Source organism: Nocardioides sp. (assembly GCF_024509035.1).
Classification (GTDB): Bacteria; Actinomycetota; Actinomycetes; order Propionibacteriales; family Nocardioidaceae; genus Nocardioides.
In genome coordinates this window covers 1-1,715 of the sequence record NZ_JANINT010000388.1, presented here as the reverse complement: position 1 = coordinate 1,715, position 1,715 = coordinate 1, and the positions used below count along the sequence as shown (strand labels likewise).

Genomic DNA, 1,715 nt, shown 5'->3' with positions numbered 1-1,715 from the left:
GACGCGGACGGCGTCGAGACCGTCGCCACAGAGATCGCGGCCGTGCCGGGCATCGTCGGAGTCGGCGAGCCGGTGACCTCGGGTGACGGCAGCACCGTCGTCCTCACCGCGACTCCCGCCGCGGGACCGGCTGACCCGGAGACCTCGGCCACCATCGACGCCGTCCGCGACGTCATCCCGCCCAACGCCTACGTCACGGGCATCACCGCCATCACCGACGACCTCAACGCCCAGCTCGAGGAGACCCTCCCGCTGTTCATCGGCGCGGTGATCGCGGTGTCGTTCGTCCTGCTGATGATGGTGTTCCGCTCCATCGCGGTCCCGCTCAAGGCCGCCGTGATGAACCTGCTGTCGATCAGCGCCGCCTACGGCGTCCTGGTCGCGGTGTTCCAGTGGGGATGGGGCGCGGAGCTGCTGGGCCTCGAGGGGCCGACCCCCATCACCTCGCTGATCGTGGTCATCATGTTCCCGATCCTGTTCGGGCTCTCCATGGACTACGAGGTCTTCCTGCTGTCGCGCATCAAGGAGGAGTACGACGCCACCGGCGACAACACCGAGTCGGTCGCTCGCGGCCTGGCCGGCACCGGTCGCATCGTGACCTCCGCGGCGCTGATCATGGTCGCCGTCTTCCTCAGCTTCGTCGCCAGCCCGGTCCCGTCGCTGAAGATGCTCGGTCTCGGTCTGGCCGTCGCGGTCGCGGTGGACGCCACCGTGGTCCGCATGGTCCTGGTGCCCGCGACGATGGCACTCCTCGGGCGAGGCAACTGGTGGCTGCCGTCCTGGCTCGACCGGGTCCTGCCGCACGTGAGCATCGAGAGGCGCACGCCCGCCGACGTCGACGGGTCGGGCCGCACGCAGGCCGACGTGTCGGCCGAGGAGCTCGTCAGCCGCTGATCGCACCCGGCGCTAGCTCCGCCCGCCGCCACCCGGCTGAACGGGTGGCGGCGGGCCTCGTCGTACGGCCGCCGGTACGGCGGGCCAGGCGCCGGCGGCGTTCGTCGTCGGCGTCGCGGAGTCGCTGGGTGACCTCGGCGCGGGCGAGGTCGGGAAGGGCAACGCGGGTCGAGCTCATGGCGGATCTCCTCGTCGTACTGGTTCGGGAGACTCATCGTGTGCGGCGGCAGCCCCGTCTCGCGCCGGTGATCTCGCCGGGTTGTGCGAGCCCGCTGCTGGAACGAGGAGGTCAGACCGGGTCGCTGGCGAGGGCCGCGAGCTCGGTGCGGGAGGTGATGCCGAGCTTGGCGTAGACGTTGCGGAGGTGGAAGTCCACGGTCCGCGGACTGATGAAGAGCCGGGCGGCGACGTCCTTGTTCGAGAGACCCTGCCGGACGAGGCCGGCGATCTGGGACTCCTGAGCGGTGAGGTCGGTCGCGACCAGGCTCGCGCCGCGCCGGGCGGTCTCACCCGAGGCGCGGAGCTCGTGGCGCGCCCGCTCGGCCCACAGCGCGGCGCCGAGCGTCTCGAAGGTGTCCATGGCCTCACGCAGCGGGACGCGGGCGTCGGCGCGCCGCCGGCTGCGCCGCAGGTGCTCGCCGAGGGCGAGCTGGGTGCGGGCCCGAGCCGGCAGCCGGGAGGAGCGGGCGTGCCAAGTGAGCGCCTGCCGGAGCTCGTCCTCGCGATCGCCCCTGCCGAGCACGGCTCGGCAGTGGTGGACCGCGGCCCAGGCCCATGCCATGTCGGTGCCACGTGCGAACCGGAGCAGCTCCTCGAGCCAG

General features: G+C 72.3%; 3 protein-coding genes. 1 reads left to right on the top strand and 2 read right to left on the bottom strand.

The window, feature by feature from the left end; genetic code table 11:
* The coding region (locus tag Q0L15_RS21980) for an MMPL family transporter (RefSeq protein WP_296606963.1) at positions 1–894 on the top strand (894 nt) is incomplete at its 5' end.
* Here Q0L15_RS21980 and Q0L15_RS21975 read toward each other — a convergent pair.
* Positions 884–1,072: a hypothetical protein gene (locus Q0L15_RS21975; RefSeq protein WP_296606961.1), complete on the bottom strand. Its 189-nt coding sequence runs from the start codon at positions 1,070–1,072 to the stop codon at positions 884–886. The genes Q0L15_RS21980 and Q0L15_RS21975 overlap by 11 nt on opposite strands.
* A gap of 111 nt (positions 1,073–1,183) precedes the next feature.
* On the bottom strand, positions 1,184–1,715 hold a 532-nt coding region (locus tag Q0L15_RS21970), incomplete at its 5' end, for a helix-turn-helix transcriptional regulator (RefSeq protein WP_296606960.1).

Excerpts from the sequence above, each read along its gene's own strand:
- Q0L15_RS21975 (WP_296606961.1), bottom strand. The coding sequence starts at position 1,072 with ATGAGCTCGACCCGCGTTGCCCTTCCCGACCTCGCCCGCGCCGAGGTC.